General features: G+C 35.7%; 20 protein-coding genes and 1 pseudogene. 1 reads left to right on the top strand and 20 read right to left on the bottom strand.

Features of this window, described 5'->3' with window-relative positions; all coding sequences use genetic code 11:
- Positions 1–57 precede the first annotated feature (57 nt).
- Positions 58–1821, top strand: coding sequence for a DEAD/DEAH box helicase (locus tag AXF12_RS06515; RefSeq protein ID WP_066429359.1), 1764 nt, complete (start codon positions 58–60; stop codon positions 1819–1821).
- 286 nt (positions 1822–2107) lie between these two features.
- On the opposite strand, the gene AXF12_RS06510 is transcribed toward AXF12_RS06515, so the two are convergent.
- The 20 genes and pseudogenes from AXF12_RS06510 to AXF12_RS06415 all read right to left on the bottom strand — a co-directional run bounded on the left by AXF12_RS06510 (position 2108) and on the right by AXF12_RS06415 (position 21486).
- Positions 2108–2875: an RHS repeat protein gene (locus tag AXF12_RS06510; protein WP_143324997.1), complete on the bottom strand. Its 768-nt coding sequence runs from the start codon at positions 2873–2875 to the stop codon at positions 2108–2110.
- A gap of 159 nt (positions 2876–3034) precedes the next feature.
- Positions 3035–3805, bottom strand: coding sequence for a DUF6261 family protein (locus AXF12_RS06505; RefSeq protein WP_066429355.1), 771 nt, complete (start codon positions 3803–3805; stop codon positions 3035–3037).
- Positions 3806–4187: 382 nt separating this feature from the next.
- Complete coding sequence (locus AXF12_RS06500) at positions 4188–5258, bottom strand: GDP-L-fucose synthase family protein (protein ID WP_066429352.1); 1071 nt, start codon at positions 5256–5258, stop codon at positions 4188–4190.
- 12 nt (positions 5259–5270) lie between these two features.
- On the bottom strand, positions 5271–6431 hold the full coding sequence (gmd, locus tag AXF12_RS06495) for a GDP-mannose 4,6-dehydratase (RefSeq protein ID WP_066429350.1): 1161 nt from the start codon (positions 6429–6431) through the stop codon (positions 5271–5273).
- A 36-nt stretch (positions 6432–6467) separates the two neighbouring features.
- Positions 6468–7283, bottom strand: coding sequence for a glycosyltransferase (locus AXF12_RS06490; protein WP_066429349.1), 816 nt, complete (start codon positions 7281–7283; stop codon positions 6468–6470).
- A gap of 48 nt (positions 7284–7331) precedes the next feature.
- On the bottom strand, positions 7332–8375 hold the full coding sequence (locus AXF12_RS06485; protein WP_074860735.1) for an EpsG family protein: 1044 nt from the start codon (positions 8373–8375) through the stop codon (positions 7332–7334).
- 16 nt (positions 8376–8391) lie between these two features.
- Positions 8392–9240 (bottom strand): glycosyltransferase family 2 protein, encoded by an 849-nt coding sequence (locus AXF12_RS06480; protein WP_066431833.1) that lies wholly within the window; start codon positions 9238–9240, stop codon positions 8392–8394.
- 8 nt (positions 9241–9248) lie between these two features.
- Positions 9249–10316 (bottom strand): glycosyltransferase family protein, encoded by a 1068-nt coding sequence (locus AXF12_RS06475; RefSeq protein WP_066429346.1) that lies wholly within the window; start codon positions 10314–10316, stop codon positions 9249–9251.
- Between the two features lie 3 nt (positions 10317–10319).
- The gene (gene wecB / locus AXF12_RS06470) at positions 10320–11438 is read right to left on the bottom strand and encodes a non-hydrolyzing UDP-N-acetylglucosamine 2-epimerase (RefSeq protein WP_066429344.1); all 1119 of its coding nucleotides are present in this window, start codon (positions 11436–11438) and stop codon (positions 10320–10322) included.
- Positions 11435–12415, bottom strand: a complete 981-nt coding sequence (locus AXF12_RS06465; protein ID WP_066429342.1) for a glycosyltransferase family 2 protein — start codon at positions 12413–12415, stop codon at positions 11435–11437. The genes wecB and AXF12_RS06465 overlap by 4 nt, the downstream gene beginning before the upstream one ends.
- The gene (locus AXF12_RS06460; RefSeq protein ID WP_066429338.1) at positions 12412–13326 is read right to left on the bottom strand and encodes a glycosyltransferase; all 915 of its coding nucleotides are present in this window, start codon (positions 13324–13326) and stop codon (positions 12412–12414) included. The genes AXF12_RS06465 and AXF12_RS06460 overlap by 4 nt, the downstream gene beginning before the upstream one ends.
- Positions 13323–14798, bottom strand: coding sequence for an oligosaccharide flippase family protein (locus AXF12_RS06455; RefSeq protein ID WP_066429337.1), 1476 nt, complete (start codon positions 14796–14798; stop codon positions 13323–13325). The genes AXF12_RS06460 and AXF12_RS06455 overlap by 4 nt, the downstream gene beginning before the upstream one ends.
- Positions 14798–15748, bottom strand: coding sequence for a hypothetical protein (locus tag AXF12_RS06450; protein WP_066429335.1), 951 nt, complete (start codon positions 15746–15748; stop codon positions 14798–14800). Before AXF12_RS06450 ends, AXF12_RS06455 begins: the two co-directional genes overlap by 1 nt.
- A gap of 3 nt (positions 15749–15751) precedes the next feature.
- On the bottom strand, positions 15752–16858 hold the full coding sequence (locus tag AXF12_RS06445) for a DegT/DnrJ/EryC1/StrS family aminotransferase (protein WP_066429333.1): 1107 nt from the start codon (positions 16856–16858) through the stop codon (positions 15752–15754).
- Positions 16855–18069, bottom strand: a complete 1215-nt coding sequence (locus tag AXF12_RS06440) for a formyltransferase family protein (protein WP_066429331.1) — start codon at positions 18067–18069, stop codon at positions 16855–16857. Before AXF12_RS06440 ends, AXF12_RS06445 begins: the two co-directional genes overlap by 4 nt.
- Positions 18066–18502 (bottom strand): annotated as a pseudogene (locus AXF12_RS06435) (sugar 3,4-ketoisomerase). The gene AXF12_RS06440 and the pseudogene AXF12_RS06435 overlap by 4 nt, the downstream one beginning before the upstream one ends.
- Positions 18474–18890, bottom strand: a complete 417-nt coding sequence (locus AXF12_RS06430; RefSeq protein WP_066429328.1) for a sugar 3,4-ketoisomerase — start codon at positions 18888–18890, stop codon at positions 18474–18476. The pseudogene AXF12_RS06435 and the gene AXF12_RS06430 overlap by 29 nt, the downstream one beginning before the upstream one ends.
- Positions 18877–19284 (bottom strand): sugar 3,4-ketoisomerase, encoded by a 408-nt coding sequence (locus tag AXF12_RS06425; protein ID WP_066429326.1) that lies wholly within the window; start codon positions 19282–19284, stop codon positions 18877–18879. The genes AXF12_RS06430 and AXF12_RS06425 overlap by 14 nt, the downstream gene beginning before the upstream one ends.
- Positions 19285–19298: 14 nt before the next feature.
- A complete protein-coding gene (locus AXF12_RS06420; RefSeq protein WP_066429325.1) occupies positions 19299–20336 on the bottom strand; it encodes a nucleotidyltransferase family protein in 1038 nt (345 codons plus the stop codon).
- 4 nt (positions 20337–20340) lie between these two features.
- Entirely contained in the window at positions 20341–21486 is a 1146-nt protein-coding gene (locus AXF12_RS06415; protein ID WP_066429323.1) for a LegC family aminotransferase, read from the bottom strand.

Raw genomic sequence — 21486 nt, 5'->3', positions numbered from 1 at the left:
CTGATCTCTGATTGCTGAACTCTGATTGCTGATCCCTGATCACTAATACACATTTTAATGAATTTATTTACCGAATTAGGGCTCTCAACGCCTATTATCAAAGCCGTAGAAGATATGGGCTTTGAAACACCCTCCGAAATCCAACAAAAAGCAATCCCTATTTTACTGGAAAACAACACAGATATGGTAGCACTTGCCCAAACGGGTACAGGAAAAACAGCTGCTTTTGGGTTTCCACTCTTGCAAAAGATCGATCCAGCGCGTCGCACTACGCAGGCGCTCATCCTCTCCCCTACTCGCGAGCTGTGTTTGCAAATTACCACCGAATTGCACCATTATGCTAAGTATCTTCCTGAAATAAAGGTCGTAGCGGTTTACGGTGGGGCAAGCATCGATGAACAAGCCCGTGCTTTGCGCAAAGGAGCCCAGATCATTGTTGCAACACCGGGCAGAATGCAGGATATGCTCCGAAGAAACCTTGCTGACCTCTCAGAAATAGACTTCTGTGTGCTTGATGAAGCCGATGAAATGCTTAATATGGGCTTCTACGAGGACATCAACGCTATATTATCGCATACTCCTGAGGAAAAATACACGTGGTTATTCTCCGCAACGATGCCCAACGAGGTGGCAAAGATTGCTAAAAAGTTTATGCGCAAGCCTATAGAGATCACCGTCGGAAATCGCAATGAAGCCGCTAAGACCGTGCGCCACGAATACTATTTGGTCAATGGAAGACACCGTTATGAGGCACTGAAAAGGCTTGCCGATGCTAATCCCGACATCTTTTCGGTAGTGTTCTGCCGTACCAAACGCGATACACAGGCAGTTGCCGAGAAATTAATCGAAGATGGCTATAATGCAGCCGCTCTCCACGGCGATTTAAGCCAAAACCAACGTGATTTAGTGATGAAATCCTTCCGAGGAAAGCAAATACAAATGCTTGTAGCCACCGATGTAGCCGCAAGAGGCATTGATGTGGATGATATTACGCACGTGATACACTATCAATTGCCTGATGAAATAGAAACTTACACCCATCGTAGCGGAAGAACGGGTCGCGCGGGAAAATCGGGCGTTTCGATGGTCATTCTCCCAAAAAGTGAACTAAAAAAGATAAAAACCATTGAGAAAATCATCGGTCAGAAGTTTGAACAGCAACCTTTACCCGATGGGATGGAGATCTGCGAAATACAACTCTACCATCTGGCTAATAACGTGAAAAACATCGAAGTAGACCCCGCTATCGACGACTACCTGCCCGCGATCAACAAAGTTCTACAGGACGTTGACCGTGAGGAATTGATAAAAAAGATATTCGCCGTGGAGTTCAATCGCTTCTTCAGCTATTACAAGAATGCCAAAAGCCTGAACCTCACCGACGAAAAGGGTGATACAGACAGAGATAGCAACAACGATGAGGTGCGATTCTTTATCAATATTGGTGAAAAGGATGGCTACGACTGGCGCACGCTGAAAGACTTTTTAAGAGCCACCCTTAATATGGGTAAGGACGATATCTTTAAGGTAGATGTGAAAAACACCTTCTCATTCTTCAATGTTGATGCATCGGAAGCTCAGGAAGTGATGGAAACCTTCGCTGATTTTAAGATGGACGGTCGTTTTATCAACGTGGAAGTCTCTCAAAAAGCCAGCGGACGCGATCGCGGCCGTAAGAAGGGCAGAAATCGTGATGAAGCCACTCGATTTAGCAAAAAGAAGGAAACTTCCTCCAAAAAAGGGAAGAAAAAGGACAGCAGAAGCCGAAAAACTGCCGAAGCCTTCGAGAACGCCTTTAAGAAAAAGAAGAAAAGAAAGTAGGAAGGAGAGATCAGGAGTCAGAGATCAGAGGTCAGGGATCAGAGAAGAGAGAGCAGGAGCCAGAAAGCAGAGGTCAGAGAGTAGAGAGCAGAGAGTAGAGAGTAAAGATGCGTGATTGGTTGTAATACTCCAAAAAACAAAAGTCAGGAATTAACATTTATGATTAATTCCTGACTTTTTATTTACTACAAAACTATTTCTAAAGCATTTACAGCAGATCTCTGAACTCTAACCACTAAATACTAACCACTAATCACTGCTCTCTGCTCCCTGATCTCTGTTCTCTCTATTGAAAATACTCCAAATTGCGTTCGATGACGCTTACAGGCTTTTTATTATCGTCATCATTGGGGATATATTTGATGCGTTTTACCCAATTATTTCGATATTCGTAGGTATATTCGTACAAAAATACTTTATGATCGCTCTCTTTTTCAGTAGAAAACTCTTCTTTTATAAGATTATGGTGCTCATCGTAGGTGTAAAGCGTTGTATCGATCAATTTTTTCCCTGAATTGTAAGTTTTCTTCTCTATAATGTTTCCATTAGCGTCGAATTTACCTTCGATGTAGTTAGAAAGCATTTTACCAACGAATATATCCGTACGAATAGGGTTCCCATTGGCATCATCCTCAAAAACGAACTTATAAGGAAGGTTGCGATGTGCCTCACTTACTTGCAGCTCCTTCAAGAATCCTTTCTCGTCATAAGTAGGCACCATCCGAATCCCACTACTGACAACCACCGATGTAGGACGCTTTCCTCCTTGGTAAACATAGTCCATCTCAAAGTCTTTTTTGCCCGTTTTAACGTTGTAATTAACGCCTTTGGTTGCAAATCCGTTTTCGCTAAAGGTATACACACTTTTTGAAAGCAATTTTTCCTTCTTTAGGTCGCCTTTTTTGTTCGCGGAAACAGTATACTCCAATTCCCAAACGGTTTTTACTTTTCCTACGATGGAAAAATCCTTTAATCGATATTGAAACACATCGTCCTGAGCCCAAGAAGCCATACTTATCCCCAACAGAAGAAATGTTATAAGTATTGATTTCATATTTTTACTTATTTTTTGATGATTTTTGTATATAAACACGGTTTTTCACTACTCCCCTACTCTATTTATATAGATAGATACGGAGTATTATAGGTAAAACAGCCCTCTTTTGGTATAAAGAGGGGCTTTACATACCTAAAAATCGACGTTTAAAACTGTTTAATCGTTGTTTTTATTGGTATTATCCGATATTTTTTTTGCTTTTCCGCGTGGCATATCGGCTTTACGGGCTACAATATCCGCATAATATTTGCGAATGTTGTTCACCACGCCGATGATGGTCTTCAAATTGTCCGATGGAGTTACTTCGTTGATAGCTACCACATAGTTTACCAATTTTTGATATTTGGCATTGAGGTCTTTGCGTTCTTTTCGGGTGTTGAGCTTCCCTTTTTGAAGGTTCACAATCGATCTACTGCCGAATAGCTCGTTAAACTCGTCGTTAGATTTTTCAAGTTCGTCAACATACTTTTTGATGCCTAATGTTTTAACATCATCGGCGTATTTTGACGACTTAAGCGACTCGATCAAGAGCTTTACTCGCTTGGTAAACTCCTCATAAGTTTCTTTTTTCTCTTTTTTATTGCTATCCAAGAGGAGTTTCAGGTCTTCATACGATTTTTTTTCGGCTTCTACCTTGGCATAACGGTGCAAACGAATACTATCCTTCAATATCTGAAAGTCATTTTCGCGCACTTTACCTAATTTCGCAATCGCTTTTGATTCTTCAGCAGCGTAAACTTGCTTTAACGCCGTGTCGTATACTACATTTTGCGCTTTTAAGTCATCAAACAATTTCTTTAGGGCTGGATCTGTCTCTAAATCAATAGTTACTTTGGCTAAATCTTCAAAAAGACGGGTAACAAACTGTCCGATTTCGATGTTTGAAAGTTTATTAACATTCAAACTTTTTAACACATAGGTTCTCATTGTTCTTTTTTTTTAAAAAAAATTAATATTATTTCTATGTTTAACTATATTTCTTACTTGCAATAATTATCGCAAGCAACATTTACATTTATTTATCCCTTGCAACAATTGTTGCAAGCTATTTTTGCTCTTATTTTTCGCTTGCAATAATTATTGCAAGTCATATTTATATCTATTTATCACTTGCAACAATTATTGCAAGGGTGTTTTATATTTATTTCTTCGTTGTTACAATTATTTTCGGCGACAAAGGTAATATATTATCCAATACGTGTCAAGTTTTTTGGGATATTTTTTTTATTTTTTTCGTATATATTAAAAAAACTCCTCCCATTTTAAATTTTAAAACAAGAGGAGTTATAAACAAAAAGCATAATGTTCGTTATTTAAGGTATTCTTCATACATCATCTTTACGCCTTCTTCGATTTCTACGCTATGTTTCCATCCTAATTGGTGTAATTTTGATGGATCGGTGAGTTTCTTCATCGTACCATCGGGTTTGGTAGTGTCAAAATGAATTTCTCCTTTGTAGCCAACGGTGTCCTTGATAAGCTCAGCGAGTGATTGGATGCTTAAATCCTTGCCTGTACCTATATTTATATGTGTATTGCGTATTTCTGAGGTGTTTTGAGGGAGCAAATCCTTAAAATCTATATTTTCCATTAAGAATACGCAGGCATCTGCCATATCTTCACTCCATAAAAACTCTCTTAAGGGGGTGCCTGTGCCCCATAACACTAATTTATCGCGATAGATGCCAAAAGAGGCTAATACGCTTTCAAAATCTTCAAAAGCGCTTGACGATGTTAGGTTTTTTATAGGTAATTTGGCTATATCGGATCTTAAAATGGCTATATTCTGCTCATTAAGGGCTTTTGCAAGATGCATTTTGCGTATCATTGCAGGCAACACGTGCGATTTTTCGAGATCAAAGTTGTCATTAGGGCCGTATAGGTTGGTGGGCATCACGCTGATGTAGTTTGTGCCGTATTGTAGGTTGTAGCTCTCGCACATCTTGATGCCTGCAATCTTTGCAAGGGCATAGGGCTCGTTGGTATACTCTAAAGGCGAGGTAAGCAGGGCGTTTTCGCTCATCGGCTGAGGTGCTTCTTTAGGATAAATGCAAGTGCTGCCCAAAAATAGCAATTTCTTAACGTCGAAAGCGTAAGCGTTGTGGATTACATTGTTTTGTATCATCAAATTCTCGTAAATGAAGTTCGCACGATAGGTGCTATTAGCCATAATACCCCCAACTTTTGCCGCTGCGAGGAATACATATTGCGGACGCTCCTCTTCGAAGAAGGATCTTACTTGCGCGCTATCGGTAAGGTCTAACGCGGCGTGTGTACGCTCAATAATATTGGTATATCCCTTGCTTCGGAGATTTTTTGCGATGGCAGAACCTACGAGCCCGCGATGTCCTGCTACATATATCTTGTCTTGTTTGTTCATAGTGCGTTTCTCTTATTCAAAATAGTTCATTACGGTAAATCCACCTTCTTTGAGGTAAGCATCACGCTTGAAGAGCTTGATGTCGGAGCGCATCATATCCTCAACAAGGGTTTGCAAGGTGTATTCTGGCTTCCAGCCGAGTACGGTTTGCGATTTTGTAGGATCGCCGATGAGAAGATCTACCTCAGTGGGACGGAAATACTGTGGATCAACGCAAACGACTTCCTCTCCTCGCTTTATTTTCTCCTGAATGGAAGGTAGGTACTTCTCTCCTACTTTCTCACTAAAAATAGCGGTATCCACGGCGGTGATATAGCCTTTTTCATCGACTCCTTGTCCTCTGAACTCGATGGAGAGGCCTATTTCACGAGCTGCAAGCAAGATGAAATCGCGGATGGCGGTGGTAATGCCTGTGGCGATGACATAATCGCTTGGTTTTTCCTGTTGTAGGATGAGATACATCGCCTTGATATAGTCTTTTGCGTGTCCCCAATCGCGTTGAGAGCTAAGGTTGCCCATAAATACCTTTTCTTGCATACCGAGGGCGATACGGCTCAGTGCACGAGTGATTTTACGAGTTACGAAGGTCTCCCCGCGCACAGGTGATTCGTGATTAAATAATATACCGTTAGATGCGTGCATATTATAGGCTTCACGATAGTTAACCGTGATCCAATAGGCGTAAAGCTTGGCTACTGCATAGGGTGAACGGGGGTAGAAGGGTGTTTTCTCGCTTTGTGGGACTTCTTGCACCAAGCCATAGAGCTCGGAGGTGGATGCTTGATAAATTCTTGTCTTCTCGGTAAGCCCCAAAAGGCGTACTGCCTCTAAAATACGCAATGTTCCGAGCCCATCAGCGTTGCCAACATATTCAGGAGTTTGAAAGCTGACGTGAACGTGGCTCATAGCAGCGAGATTATAGATTTCGTCGGGTTGCACTTCCTGTATAAGGCGTGTGATATTCATACTATCGGTAAGATCGCCGTAATGCAGGATGAAATTGCGGTTCTCAAGATGTGGATCTTGGTATAAGTGATCGATACGATCGGTGTTGAAGAGTGAAGAGCGGCGTTTCATACCGTGAACTTCATAACCTTTCTTCAAAAGATACTCTGCAAGATAAGCACCATCTTGCCCTGTGATTCCTGTGATTAATGCTGTCTTTTTTTTCATTGATAAAATGTGTTTATAATAATAAATACAGAAAACTCAATTTCTTAAAAACTTATAAATAAATTCTAATAGTTTTGTAGGGAGCATACGGGGTACTGCACGCAATAAAAATACGAAGAAACCGCTGATGGGATTTTGTAATTTGAGTTGTTGTTTTAGAAGATAAAGTTGCCATTCGCTTTGCACGTATATACTACCACGACGGCGACCTATCATTGTGTTTCCTGCGCGCGCATAGAGTAATACACTGTCGAGGTTGCCTACCTCATAGCCTGCGGCAATTACGCGTAGCCACAGGTTGTAATCTTCTAAATAGAGGTGATGACGATAGCCCCCGACGGCTTGAATAACACTTTTTTTGAAGGCTACGGTCATATGATTAAACGGGCTGCGTTTTAATGCATAGCGTTTGATATGTTTATCGCCAATGGGTACTTTTCTGTAGCTTAGAATGTGTTCTACGCTATCGGAGAACTCTGCTATATGGCTACTAAAGAGCACTACGGAGGGGTTTTGGGCGATGAATTGGGATTGCTGTTCAAATCGCTCGGGAAAGGCGATGTCGTCGCTATCCATACGGAAGATCCACTCGTTGCTGGCGTATTTTAAGCCTTCGTTGAGGGCTTTACCTAATCCGAGGTTCTCGGGTAGGGCTACTATTTTGAAGATTTGTGGGTATTTCTCGATGTAATTGCTGATAACTTCGTCTATGGCAGGGGTGAGTGCCCCATCTTTTACCAAAACAATTTCGTCTGGAAGGAGGGTTTGCCTTTCGGTGATGCTTTCAAGGGCCTCAGCGAGGTATTGTGCGTTCTCTTTGTGATATACGGAAATAAGTACTGAGAATTTCATTGGGTTTGGGTGTTTATTTGGTTATATTATTTTTTGTATTTATTAGATTTAGGTTATATATAAAGGTTTAAAATAGTCGTCAAACACATAAGGGGCTTGAAAGATATAAGTTACAATTGCTTGTATTATAACAAAAAGTATCATTAATATATAAAATTCTCTTTTTCCGAATCGTTGAAAGACGAATGGCAATATAAATATCTCAGAGTACGAAAATGCGATTGCAAAACGCCCACTTAATATACTAAATTCAGAAAAACCAATACGGAAAGCTAATCCTACTGTGAAAAACAGGAAGAATAAAGTAAATATACGATTCTTATAAAGCTTCTCATTCATTGCCATAAATATAAGCAAAAAGGTAAGGAATGCTTTTATATTGGGTAATCTGAATAGACTTAATGCAGCTCCATCTTCTCCTGATTCTGAATAGTCTGCAACGCGAGCAGATACATTCAAAAGTATTGGTATTAATAAAAACTTGGCTATAAGTATAAATATAAACAGTAGTATTAGTACTACTTGTTTAAATTTATATAATGAATACTTTTCAATCCTTTTCTGAATTAGATATAAAAATCCTCCTATAAGAAAAAGGGCTAAAGCAACTTGATGAAGAGAAAAGGCAATTAAACTCAGTAATATAAAGCTCAGTTTTTTCTTATCAATAAGCCAAATTGTAAAGGCATAAAGTTGTATTGCGGTAGCCATTCCTTGCCTCATCTGCATAAATTGTTGTATCAAAAAATAACTTGATGAAATATAGATAAAAAATACAAATGAGTAATTAATTTTTATTTTCTGAGATATTTTATAAATAAAATAAAAATTAATAAAGGAAAATAGCGTAAAGAAAACAGCTACTGAATCAGTGAAAAAACTCACTATATAGGCAAACCATCCGAACCCTATTTCCATTCCTGAGATAATATAAAATTTAGGAATATCGGTTAAATCGAACTCGTCTATAAGTGTAAAAACAGTGTAATAATTAGGCGTATCACGCGTGGCTCCTCTATTCCCAACTATAAGAGCCAGCAATAAAGAAGTGATGAAAAATATTAAATATTGCTTTTTAACAATTAATTTCATATTTACTACATTTAAATTATCTTCTAAAGATAGCATCAAATATACCTTTATTAATACTTTTAAAATACTCCCATCGTGGCGATACCATCAATGGAAAATAAAAATATTTAATAAGATATTTTACTCCATTCACAATTTTCCAGTAAAGAGGCACATATTTTCTTGGTAGAAACCTAAAATAATTTCTAAATTGATAATAGGTTCTAAATGGTGTAGAAATTGCAACATTTCTATAGAGCAAAAACTTATCTCCTTCTCCTAATTGATGGCTGAGTAATACATCTTCTGCGATAAAAAAACGATATTTTGCAATCTTGGTAGCACGCCAACACCATTCGTGGTCAACGCCATCAATAAATAAGTCATCTTCCATCTTTCCTACTACTTTAAAATTAGCTACTGGAATTAAAGATGACGAACTAATAATTTCAGTAACCTCTGTTATATTGTTTGTTATTGCAACATTTCTTGATGAGGTGTTAGGATATGGCTTATTTGAGTTTCGATTATAAGGTCTTGCTCCGATGGCTCCAATTTTAATTTTTTGATTGTTTAGAACTGTATATGCTGATAGTAGTTTTTCTATTAAATCATCTGATGGTATACTATCTTGATCTAGAAAGGTTATAAAATCATAGTTTTTTTCCTCAAAATATTTAATGCCAATGTTTTGAGCTGTTGCAATTCCTTTATTCTCTCCTATAAAATGATATGTTATATTTTCATATTGGTCAAGATCATCATAGGGCATTGGAGAATTATCTACAATAAATACAGAATCAAACTGATTTATTGTATGCAATAAAACGTCCTTAAATAAGTCCTTACAGGGGTTATACAACACTATGACAGCTCCTACTTTCATCTTTTTAATCAATTTACATTATTTTCTTTCAATTTTTCAAACAAGCTCAATATACTGACATTGTTACTTTGGTATAATTCCTTTATAATTTTGATATTAATCAGGCTCTTTTGGGGTTTTAAATCCTTGTTAATATCTTTATAATTGATCCTTTCATATCCATATTCTAAGAAATCACCTATATTATCCGACAATGTGATAGGAATTATGCCAAAATTCATATATTCTACTAATTTTGTGGGGCAGGCAACATTGTTTACAGCAATATCATCTCTTAATATAAAACCATAATTTGATTTTTTGTAGTATTGGGAGAGTTCTTCTGGAGAAACAGAATTTATACGTATCAGCTCAGATTTTTCTAATCCGTATTGTTTGAGTTTTTTTTCCATTTCTTGCAAATTTCCTGTAAGAATTTGATATCTAAAGTTAGAGAAAAGATTATTTTGTATTGTTTGTAACATCAAATCTATATTTTGCCATTTTTGCAAGTTACCACTATAGATAATATGCACAATGTCGCTCTTGTTTTGCTCTTTCTCCGTTATATAATTCTCTAAATTCTTAGGTAAAATCATATAAATGATATATTCTGCTGTTGCTTTTGGATATTTTTGTTGATAGTGTTTTTTCAATTGGTTTGTTACTGCTACAACATAAGAAAATCTGTTATAAACATTTTTTTCAATTACTTCTAAAATATTTTTCTTAAAAGTCTTTCCATAAAGTTCAAACTCTTCAGGAACAACTCCATGTAAATCAAAAATATATATTTTTTTTATAAGTTTAATGAATATAAATGTGTATATAACGTTAAATAAAGATTGTATATATACAAAACTTGCTTTTTTAAATAGTTTTACAATAAAAAAGAAGTGTAAAAAGAAATTACAATAAATCGATGTGAGATGTGCGTCCACATTTATTTTTCTCATTTTAAAAAAATGAAAAGGAGAGACTTTCAAATAGATCCTTTCTTCTTCTAAAAAAAAACTATCTATCCCGATTACTCTTTGAAAGAAGCCATCTTTTTTTTGTTCTTCTGTTTGTGGATACTCAGATAAAAATAAAATCATACCTTATACATTTTTAATAAACTGAAAAATTCTCTCACAAGCCTTTCCATCACCATAAGGATTATGGAGTACACTCATTCTCTGGTATAAAGCACCATCATTTAGCAATTTTTGACATTCTTCTATGATCTTTTCGGTGTTTGTGCCCACTAAAAGTACTGTACCAGCATTAACAGCCTCAGGGCGTTCAGTAGTATCACGGAGCACAAGAACAGGCTTACCAAGACTTGGAGCTTCTTCTTGTATACCTCCACTATCAGTGATAATTATATAGGAATGTTTCATCAACCATACAAAAGCTGGGTAACCAAGAGGAGATATAAGGTTAATATTAGGTTCATCAGAGAGCAAATCATAGACAGGTTTTTGTACATTAGGATTCAAATGCACAGGATAAATAATTTGTGCCTGAGGATTGTTCTGAGCAATATGCTTGAGAGCCTTACATATTCTTACAAACCCATCTCCATGATTCTCACGGCGGTGCCCTGTTACTAAAATAAGTTTTTTATCTTTTTGTACAAGCTGTTTTAGCTGAGTTATTTCTTCATCTACAAAGTTTTCTACTTTATCTTTACTGTATAAGAGTGCATCAATCACGGTATTTCCTGTCACAAGTATATTTGTCTCTATTAGATTTTCTTTTAGAAGGTTTTCTTTGGATTGCTGTGTAGGGGCAAAGTGAAAATCAGCAAGACGTGCGGTTAGTTGTCTATTGATTTCCTCAGGGAACGGTGCATATTTATTATACGTTCTAAGTCCTGCCTCAATATGGCAGACTTTTGTTTCTGCATAAAAAGCTGCTAAGGCTGCAGCAAAAGAAGTTGTAGTATCTCCGTGTACAAAAACAAAATCAGGCTTGAAATTATCTAAGATAGGTTTGAGATCTGTAACAATAGCCGCAGTAAGGGCATTAAGGCTCTGATTAGGTTTCATTAGGTTTAAATCATAATCAGGAAATATCTGAAAGAAATTCAATACTTGGTCAAGCATTTGCCGATGCTGAGCTGTAACACATACTTTCACCTGAAAATTAGTATTATCTTCTTGAAAATATCTTACCAATGGAGCCATCTTAATAGCTTCAGGGCGAGTACCAAAAATAAATAGTAGTTTTTTCATATTTTTCTCAATAATTTTAGCCTATAATAATCTAATTTCCCAGAAATATTAATCCCCAAAAGTCTATACAACAATATTTTTAACTTGAATTTCCATCCAAAGATATTTTTAGGGTAATATTTTAATACATATTTCCATTTTTTTAGTTTATCCAGACAATATTTTCTTTCTTTTTTTTCTAACATATTCACAAACGGAAGATATATAAAATAGTTATACGCAAAATACTCACGTCCTCCTTCAATTGATAGGAGATTCTCTTCTCTCTCTGCCAAAATATCTATCATATCAAAAATAGCCTCTCTTTTAGGTTTATAGGTAGCAGAACCCTTTCTATTTTTTCTATAATAATAAAAAGCACTATTGTAAATAGCATATCTACCTATATAGGGTATCATATCCGCTGCCCAAGCAACATCCTCAACAGATTTTCCTTCTGGGAAAAATAAAGAATTATCAATAAGTAATTTTCTTTTTAAAACTTTACTACAGATAGACGCGTGAAATACAAATTTCTCTACTAATTCTTTTAAATCTTGTCTAAATATTTTACTACTATTTTCCATATTAGGATAGAATACACCTAACCTATCATCATTATCTGTATAAAATAGCGTAAAACCATATACTATTAGATCTGGATGATTCTCTTCTCTAATAATCTTAGATAGATCAAAGAATATGGTATTCCCCTGCCAAAAATCATCTCCATCTAAAAATATAATATAATCTCCGATAGCATTTTTAATTCCTATATTTCGAGCATCAGATGGTCCTGTGTTTTCTTTATGAATAACTTTTATTTGCTCATATTCTAATACATATTTATCACAAATTTCGGATGACCCGTCTGTAGATCCATCATCTACAAGAATAATCTCATAATCTTGAAAATCCTGTGCCAAAACAGAGTCGATACATTGCGGTAAATAGTCCGCTATATTATATACAGGTATAATAACGCTAAACAATTTCATCTAATTATTTTTTTTAATAAGTATTTCTCATAAATACGATAAGGAAAGTGCAAACATTTATATAATAACATATACTTACCCTTATTCAAATTTTTCTTTTCAAAGAAAAATTTGAGATTGTATTCATATTCTCTAAAAAAGTCAAACAAGCGCCCCCTCTTCCCTTTTATGTATTTCTTATAAACTACTATTTCTGTTTTAAAAAATAAAGAAAAAAGGTGGTTTTCACTTGATGTACTTACTGAAGCATTATGCAATCTATAGTTTGCAGTTACTTTATCTAAATAATAAAATAAATATCCAGCACTATTAACTTTTAACCAAAAAGGATAATCTTCACATAATGGTATAGTCTCATCAAATCCTGATAGCTCTTCTAAGAGTCCTTTATTGATAATTACACTTGGGGCTGGAATAAAACTCCGCAAAGAAAGTAACTCAAATTGCTTATCTATAGATAGTTTTTCATTAAAGAAAGTACTTGCATATATACTTTTAAAATTCTTTTCTGTAAAATCATCTACATACATATCAATATTTGAATGCACTATCTTAGTCTCAGCATTCTTATCTATAAATTCAACAAACGACTCTATAGCATCTATTTTTAGAGTATCATCTCCCGCTATATATTTTATCCACTCTCCTTTAGCTGCTTTCCAACCTCTATTGCAATTCGCTGGTATACCTGTGTTTACTTCCGTTGTTATTAGCTTTGTATCAATAAATCTATCTTTATTTTCGTTAAGCCATCTCTCAGTTATTGCTACTGTATTATCCTTAGAACAATCATCAGAAACTATTAATTCAATATCGGCATAAGTTTGGCTTTTGATACTCTCTAAAGTTTCAAGTACATACTTCTCTGAATTGTAAGTAATAACTACAACTGTTACTAAGGGTTCTTTCATCTTTTTCTAAATTTATGTTTAATTAAAGTGATTATATCAAATCTTTTATTCAATACACTATAATTATATGTAAAACACAAGGAAAAAATTATGCTTGTTAATAGATATTTATATAAAGCACTTTCTATGTATAATACCGCGAAAAAAGCTGCCAATAAAAATAGTAATGAGAAAGCTATTAATTCTGAAGTTTCCTTATTCCTTTTGTAACCATATTTATTTCTAACAAAAAAATAAATGATAAAAGAATAAAGTACATATATTGTGCAGAATGCATATCCGAGTCCCTTTAGTCCATAGAAATAATAACATCCTACAGTTATAATCAATTGAAAAACATTAGACAATACTCCTTCTAATATCAAATATGTTTTTTTATCGTTTTTGGCAAAGGAAATATACCCCATACAAAAGGAAATCATTTGAAAGAATGAACCTATAGCTATAAATCTTATGAAACCAACGATTGGTAAAAACTCCTTGCTTAACAACAGCGATATCAATAATGGGGCAGTGATCAACAATAATATCAACAAAGGGGTTGCTAACAGTACTATTACTTCTGTTTGTTCATTGACAACCCGACTTATCCCTTCTGAACTGTTATGAACCTTAACTAATCTTGGGAAAAAATCAGCACTCAATGAATTCAGTATAAAACCAATATATTGACTACTTATGCCTATTGCAGCAGCATAAAGCCCCACATCTGCAATATCACCTATTCTCCCTATCCATATATTAATTAGATATTTAGTAATTAGACCCAACAAAGATGCAACAACCATCATCATCCCTAATTTAACCATTTCTTGTCCTGATGATCTTATTTCTTCTATAGAAACCTCAACATTACTATTTGTAAACGTCTTCGTATAAAAAGAGGTTACTATAACAACTGCAATAGATGTTAATATTATTGCAGGAACAATCCCGTCTTTGCCTAAAAAATAATACAATGGTATAGATATAAACAACCCTACAAGAGAAGAAATTAGACCACTATATATAAGTACTTTTACTTTTCTTAGCCCTCTCATAATGGTTTGCTGTCCTCTGTTTATAGCCGTAAAAAGCATATAGATCGAGAGCAAAGCAAATGACATTGTGTAAGAAGTTGTGGCAAAAGTCCATTTACTAAGGAAATAAGACAAAAACAATGTAAGTAACAGCCCTAATATCCCTGTATATAAAAATAACCTTTTCGTTATTTTTACAATTTTGCTTGAGTTTTCATTTGATTCCGATATTGCCCTAACTGCACTCAAGTCTAATCCAAAGCCAGTGAATGTAGTCAACATTGTAAGAGAACTCATAAAGAGATTATTAATCCCGATACCCACAGGACCCAACAATACTGCAATAAGCTTCCCTCTGATAACTGAAATCAGGATTGAAAATACCTGAAACCCTCCAAAAGCTATGGTATTCTTAAAAGTATCTTTATATGTCTTATTTGCCTTTTCTGACATTATTCTCTATCAATAAAACTATATTTTTTAGTTTCTGCTTCTCCAGATGGCAAACCTTGATATTCTTTATAATTTATCCGTTTCCCTTCATTCCATAGTGTAAGTAAATCTTCTAAGGAATAATCTCCCAAAATATTATTATATCCCTCCGTTTGAGTAATATTGGCGTGAATACAAGGGCTAACAACATTCTCAAAGCAAACTCCTCCCCTATCCATAAAATAAGGATTGAATACTTGTAAATTTCCTTCTAAAGAATTAGGAGCTTTGAATGCAATAGCTTTCATCATTTCCAAAATCTCTTTTGTAGAAAACATATATCCACTCACCCCTACAGGATATGTCCAATCTGAAAAATCTTTTATTTCATTCCACCTAAAACGATATAAGCCATTCCCTATAGGTTTAAGCGTAGGCACCTCTATTTTTTTAGCTAATACTGTACTATATACCAAATCTTTTCCTCTTGAGAGTGCTACAATATCTTTTAAAGGATCAATCTCTTTTAACACATTGTAATCTATTTTTCGTGTAAATAACATATCATCTACATAAAAAATAACTCTACCTGCCTTTTCATTATCCAATAATGTTATCAATTGTTCTCTAAAATTTACTTCTTCGATAAAGGTAACAGGTTTGTCTTTGTATATGTTCTTCAAATCTTCATACGAAATTCTATGAGATTCATTACTCGCTTTATAAATAACCTTTACAGAGGAAGTATTTTGTACGTTCTCGAAATAGCTCATCAAAAAAGCATCTAACTGCATTGCTCTATCCTTCGAAAATACAACTGAAATAATATCCTTATTTATCGTATCACTAAAAGCACGCTCCTTTACTAATTCATAGTATCTTATTTTAATTTTCTCCCAACGTTCATTTTTACGCACAAAACCATACCGTTCTAAAAATGCAACTATCTTACGCTTTATATATTGTATCATCTCTTACCCTTTATATTGATTACACACCTCTATTACTTTACTAACCTCCTCTTCCACCATCACAGGACTTATCGGTAAACTGAGTACCTCGCTGTGCAATTGTTCTGAAATAGGATAGCCCATCTCATTCCACTCACGATACGCCTGCTGCTTATGAGGTGGAATAGGATAATGTATAAGTGTTTGCACCCCATTCTCTTCTAAATATCGCTGTAAAGCATCTCTATTCTCACTTCGTACTACAAACAGATGCCACACGTGTTCTTTATTATCACTCGGCGACTCAGGCAACTGTATGTAAGGATTCTTTATTTCTGTTAGATAACGATGCGCAATAACTCTTCTCGCTTGGTTTTCTTTATCTATATATTGCAATTTCACATCTAATACAGCTGCTTGTAATTCATCTAAACGCGAATTAAGTCCTTTGTAAATATTTACATATTTCTGATTAGAGCCATAATTAGCTAAAGCGCGCACAGCCCCTGCCAACTCGTTATCATTAGTGGTAACAGCACCTGCATCACCTAAGGCTCCCAAGTTCTTACCAGGGTAAAAACTAAATCCTGCTGCATCTCCCAAATTGCCCGTTTTTCTACCTTTCCACTCAGCTCCTATTGCTTGTGCATTATCTTCTACCACTTTAAGGTTATATTTATGAGCCAAATGTTTAATATCTTCACTCCATACCACCCTACCATATAAGTGAACTAAGAGAATAGCCTTTGTTCGCATTGTAATCTTCTCTTCTATCTTTGTAATATCTATGTTATAAGTATGTGGATCAGGCTCTACTAATATAGGTACTAACTTATTATCCGAAATGGCTAATATAGATGCTATATAAGTGTTTGAAGGGACAAGCACCTCATCACCCTCTTGCATTATCCCCAACTCTATATAAGCACGTAATATGAGCCGTAAAGCATCTAAGCCATTAGCCACTCCAATAGCGTGTTTTGCACCTATGTAGGTTGCTAAATTATTTTCAAAACGTTTTACTTCATTACCAAGCAAATACCAACCGCTACGAAAAGTATGTAGCAATCGTTCTTCTATTTCTTGCTGATGCAGCAAATTTATCTTTTGTAAATCAAGGAATTTTATCATTTTAAATATTTCTTTAGTAGCTTTATAACTTTTTCATTTTTATACTTTTCTGCATAGTAAAAGACATCATTCCCATAATAATCTTTTTGATGCAATATTGGTTTATACGTGTCAATAAAGTTCTTTAGAGACAAAATATGATTATTTGTAGCAGCATCAGTCATTAAATACATTAATAACGTAGTCCCGTTATTATTAACTACGTTAATATCCCAACCTTTTTCATTCAAAAGATACTCTAAGTAAGTATATTTTCCATTGTACGCTGCAATCATTGCAATATCCCAACCTTCTTTGCTTCTTTGATGTATATCATAATCCTCTTCAATAAATTTATGCAAAACTTCTATATTTCCATCCTTTGCAGATGCAAATAAAACATCTCGTAAATCTTTATACAATATCAAATCATAATCAATAGTAGCAATACAAAGTTCAAAATCTGTCTCTGAAATAATTGTACCAGCTTTCTTATCAGTTTTAACATTTGTTATTAATGACTTATATACCTTAGTCCCCCCAATTATTGGTAACTGATATGCTGGAAATGTAAAAGCCCGTATTTGAGATTGTATTTCAAAAGCCGTCTTATTAGTATCAATTCTAAGATTAGTATAATCTATTGTTTTTTTTGAATAATAAGAAGATTGAAATGAACTTTGAGGAATTGCTATTATCTTATTATTTAAAATGTTTTCAATGTTTTCTATTACTAATTTGGTTCCTTCTTCTATATATTTCAAATATAAATCTTGCCCAGAAAAATCTTGCAGTATCTCAATTTTTTTTTGAGCTATAATATCTCCCGTATCTATCCCAACATCTATTTTATGTAATGTTACTCCTGTATAGGTCTCGCTATTCAAGATTGGTAAAGCTGAGGTATACATCCCTTTGTATGCTGGTAAATATGAAAAATGTATATTATATAGTTTCTCTGTTAAAAAATTAGATGGCCTTATTATCCTGTCATATTCTAAACTCAGGAAGATCAAATTGCTAATAGAATAAAGCTCTTCTAATTTCTTAACTGGCACTTGATGTTGCGTACAAAAAGACTTAAAAGAACGCTGAAATCCATTCTTACCATTATCTGTAGCATTACAACAAGCTATTAAAGTAACCTCTTTATATTCCTTTAAAATATACTCCGCCACTGTTACTGCTATATTATTCTTGCCTGCAATACAAATAGTCATCTCATTATTCATTCTCTTATATATTTTAAATACTCATCATAATCTCTTATATAATCATCTTCTTCATACTCGTGGGATGCCAGCACTAAACATATAGCCCCAGATGAAAAATTGAGTTCACTAGCCCAAATGGGGGGGGGAAATACAGCCCCATATTCGGACGATTAAGCAGTATTTGACGTTTAAACCTACCATCATCAATAATCACCTCAAAACTACCGCTTGCAGCTACTAAAAACTGACTACATTTCTTATGTGCATGAGCTCCTCTACTCTCTCCTCCTATAATATCATACAAATAAAAAATACGTTTGGGTACAAAAGGAAAATCAGAATACTCATCAATCACAGTAAGATTTCCTCTGTCAAATCCTTTTTGCCCTAAATCTATAACAGAGCAATCAAAAACTGAAACTCTATTTTTCGTATTGTCTTTTAAATTCATCATAATCGCGAATGTAATCACTTTCCTTATACTCCATAGAGGCTAATACTAAACATACACTTCCTCCTGAAAAATCTTTCATCTCACGCCAAATCCCTTGCTTAATATGCAATGCTTTGTTGGGACGATTCAGAAATACTTCTTTACGCTCAACACCATCATCCAACACAAAAACAAAAGATCCACTTGCTGCTATTACATATTGTTCTAACTCATAATGTGCGTGCCCTCCCCTTGTTGAATTAGTAGGAATATCATATAAATAATAAACCCTCTTCACATCAAATGGCAGATTTAAGTGGTTTTCTAAGACAGAGATATTACCCGAAAGAGAGTGTACTACCGGCATCTCTACAATGGAACAATCGTGTACCTTATTTTCTTTCATTTCTTAAACGCTTAAATTCTTCAAAATCTCTGATATAATCACCCTCATCATAGCTCTTATCAGAAACTATCAACGCCAAAGAATTGGTAGAAAAATTCTCAATTTTTCTCCAATACATTTTAGGGATATACAGTCCATAATACGAACGATTCAGAACAAAACGTTGCTCCTCTTCACCATTGTGAAGCACTACATCAAAACTCCCTGAAAGAGCAATAATAAATTCCTGTTGTTCCCTAAAAGCGTGACTACCTCTCAACTCGCCACCAGGTACATCATATATCCAATAGGTACGAGCTATTTCAAAAGGTATCTGATTCTCATTCTCAAAGAATGACAAGTTTCCTCGCTTATCTACTATCTTTGGTAAATTTATAATTTGTGGTGTATTCATAAAACTACAACATCTTAAATATATTTTACCAACTCTTTTGCATGTTGATAATCAACTGGTTTCCCTATATCTATCCAATAACCTATTATAGGGTCATATACCAATTTTCCTCCTGTCCTAACCAATCTCTCCATCATATCTGTAATGTCACAGTATTTTCCTCTCTGCATATCCTCCAGCAAACTTCTCTTTAATATATAAATCCCTGCATTGGAATGGTATATAAAAGTAGGTTTCTCCTTAAAATTGACAACTACACCTTCTTTTGTTTCAAAAATAGCATAGGGTACATCTACTTTATATTCTGTAGAAGCTACTGCCATATCTGCTTGTTCCTTTATGAGCCTCAGGTAAAGTGATTCTAAATCCACATTAGTGAACAGATCACTATTCATCAACAAAATATGAGGTGTTTTAAAATCCTCTATAAGTGCCAAGGCTCCAGCCGTTCCTAAAGGTTCCTCTTCCCACACATAACATAGCTCTACTCCTTTTTCAGTACCATTACCAAAATAATCTACAATCTGCTCTCCAAGATATTTTAGTGATATATAAATCTTCTTAATCCCAAACTGTATCAATCTATCAATATTGTGCTCAATAATAGGTTTTCCTCCTAAAGGCAACATTGGCTTGGGCACTGTATCCGTCAGTGGACTCATCCGTTTCCCTCGCCCTCCAGCCATTATAACAGCCTCTAATGGCAAGATAGCTCGCGTTTTCTCTAAATCAATCAGATCAACCATACGCCCCGATTCATCTATTACAGGCAATATTTTTATATCTGTTTTCCTAAAATCTTCAAAACTCTGGTAAGATTCAGTCTTTTGCAGATGCTTAAAATTCTTATTGCAAATCTCACCCACTCGCTTATCCAAACGCTCTTCTTTCACAATAGCACGACGTATGTCTCCATCTGTTACCGATCCTAACACACGCCCTTGGTCATCTACTACAAATAATATCAACCTACTGATATCCGATAGTTCACTGAGTTGTTTTAACCCCTCAACCAAGTTTTTATCCTTATGAATTAACAGTACCTCTCTCATCGCTCTATACCCTCACCCCACTTGGTATGTTCACCACTCTTGCCTCGAGCCATTCTGCGTTGCTTAGGTCGCCTTTGGGGCAATCCTTAAACATCGGCAAACGATTCATCAACTGCCATATAGGGCGCGTCATCATCCCCTTGGCATTCGTCTCTTGCAAGAAAGCATCTCGCTCCTCTATATTTTTTAGCACAATAGCGTTCAGCCAATAGTTACAACGCTCTTCTTCACGCTCTGCAAAGAAAGGTATCCCTATCTGCTCAAAATACGCTTTGTAGGCAGCAGCTGTTTCACGTTTATTGGCAATAAAACCTTCTAACTGTTCCAACTGCGCTACCCCGAGTGCCGCATTGATATTAGGCATACGGTAATTATAGCCTACCTCATCGTGTACAAACTCCCATTGGTGTGGCACTTTTGCCTGTGTGGTAAGATGCTTCGCACGTTTGGCAAGTTGCTCATCGTCAGTGAGTATCATCCCGCCACCACCTGTGGTGATCGTCTTATTCCCATTGAGCGAAATACCACCTATCTTGCCATACGTCCCCAAATGCTTTCCTTTGTAGAAACTACCGATTGCCTCTGCCGCATCTTCCACCAATTCAATATGATAGGCTTTACAAACCTCCAACAACTCCTCTATCCTACACGCGTGTCCAAAGGTGTGCATAGGCATACAAGCCTTAATGCGCCTGCCTGTTACCTTATTGTAACACTCACCATCTCGCACCTCAGCATTCTCCTGCAAAAATCGTTCCAAAGCTGTAGGGGAAAGCCCCATAGTATCCTTATCTACATCAATAAACACAGGCTCTGCCCCCGCATACACGATGGCATTGGTCGTAGCAATAAAGGTCAGCGGTTGGGTAAGTACCTCATCATTAGTTACGACCCCACTCAGTTTCAAGGCAATATGTAAGGCATTCGTACCATTCACACACACCACAGCATACTTAGCTCCTGTGTACTGAGCCATTCGCTCCTCGAATAGGTCTACAAACTTCCCTACACTCGATACGAAAGTTGTATCGATACATTCTTCTAAATATTTCTTCTCATTTCCCTGAAAAACAGGAGCATGCAGCGGAATAAACCCCTCTGGCTTATGATAAAGCCCTCGCACAAACTCAATGATTGCCTCTGTATCCAT

The organism is Capnocytophaga haemolytica (assembly GCF_001553545.1).
GTDB classification, from domain to species: domain Bacteria; phylum Bacteroidota; class Bacteroidia; order Flavobacteriales; family Flavobacteriaceae; genus Capnocytophaga; species Capnocytophaga haemolytica.
This window is presented reverse-complemented; position numbering and strand designations above follow the sequence as displayed.